Source organism: Bacillus sp. LR--39 (assembly GCF_053613335.1).
In genome coordinates this window covers 1-1,325 of the sequence record NZ_JBSIOT010000184.1, presented here as the reverse complement: position 1 = coordinate 1,325, position 1,325 = coordinate 1, and the positions used below count along the sequence as shown (strand labels likewise).

General features: G+C 44.8%; 1 protein-coding gene and 1 pseudogene. One reads left to right on the top strand and one right to left on the bottom strand.

Annotation, left to right across the window (positions count from 1 at the left end; genetic code table 11):
* A pseudogene (locus ACWHAR_RS21620) lies at nt 1-332 on the bottom strand (alanine dehydrogenase); the annotation flags it as partial.
* Nucleotides 333-645: 313 nt separating this feature from the next.
* Here ACWHAR_RS21620 and ACWHAR_RS21615 point away from each other — a divergent pair.
* On the top strand, nt 646-1,325 hold a 680-nt coding region (locus ACWHAR_RS21615; RefSeq protein WP_452087786.1), incomplete at its 3' end, for an alanine/glycine:cation symporter family protein.

The following is a 1,325-nucleotide window of genomic DNA, read 5'->3' as shown; positions in this document are numbered from 1 at the left end:
CCGCTGTCCACAAGCGCTTTCGCAAGCTTAGGTTCAGCCGCTAAGTGCAGATAAGTAAATAAAACAAGTCCTTTTCGGAAATAGCCGTATTCAGAGCTGATCGGCTCTTTCACTTTCATGACCATATCCGCTTTTCCCCACACATCTTTCGCTTCAGCCAAAATGTCCGCCCCGGCTGCTTTGTAGTCGGCGTCCTCGAATCCGCTTCCAAGCCCGGCTCCCTGTTCAATTAAAACTTGATGACCGCTTTTTTTTAGCGCGACTACTCCGGCCGGAGTAATGGCTACACGGTTCTCGTTGTTTTTAATTTCTTTAGGAATTCCAATGATCATGATGTCGTCCCCCTCAAATGAAATATGATTCTACCGCTAGTATAAATCTCTGAATCGGGAAGAGCATCGTGTGTAAAATTAAAAATGTAAGCGCTTTTTTGTGAAATTTAACAAATTGGTGAACGTTGAATAAGGTGAAAGGCTTGAGGAGATAAGTTATCTATTAAAATTTTTTTCTTTAAAAAATAGCTTTGTTAAAAAAACAAATGTAAGCGATTACATTTTGTGTCGTTTCACAAACATAACCATTTTCCATTGTGATAGAATATCTCATGCAGCTATGAAAGCGTTATCTTTGTCAGGAGTGAGTCATATGGATATCTTAGAAATACTAGGCAAGATTAATAAGGTACTATGGGGGCCGCCCAGTTTAATTTTATTATTTGGGACAGGCTTATTTTTAACGATTGTTTTAAAAGGACTGCAATTTCGCCGCCTGATCTATGCGTTTAAGATCGGGTTTGGCAAAGAAGACAGCAAAGACGCGGCTGCCGAAGGGGATGTGAGCCATTTTAAGGCTTTGATGACAGCGCTCGCCGCTACGATCGGAAACGGAAATATCGCAGGTGTCGCGACGGCATTGACACTCGGCGGACCGGGTTCGATCTTTTGGATGTGGGTTGTCGGGCTGTTGGGGATGGCAACGAAATACGCGGAAGCCTTGCTGGCTGTTAAATTCCGCGTAAAAAATGAAAAAGGGGAATATTCAAGCGGGCCGATGTATTATATCGAACACGGACTCGGCCGCAAATTTAAAGGACTCGCCATCGCCTTTGCGCTGTTTGGAGCTTTTGCCGCTTTGGGGATAGGCAACAGTGTCCAATCCAATACGATCGCTGATATTACGAAGAACAGCTTCGGCATCGAAAACTGGGTGACAGGGCTGATTCTCGTCATTCTCGTCAGCGTCATTATCTTCGGCGGCATCCAGCGGATCAGCACCGTTGCCAGCTTCTTTGTGCCGATCATGGCTTTTCTTTACATGGGCGGGGC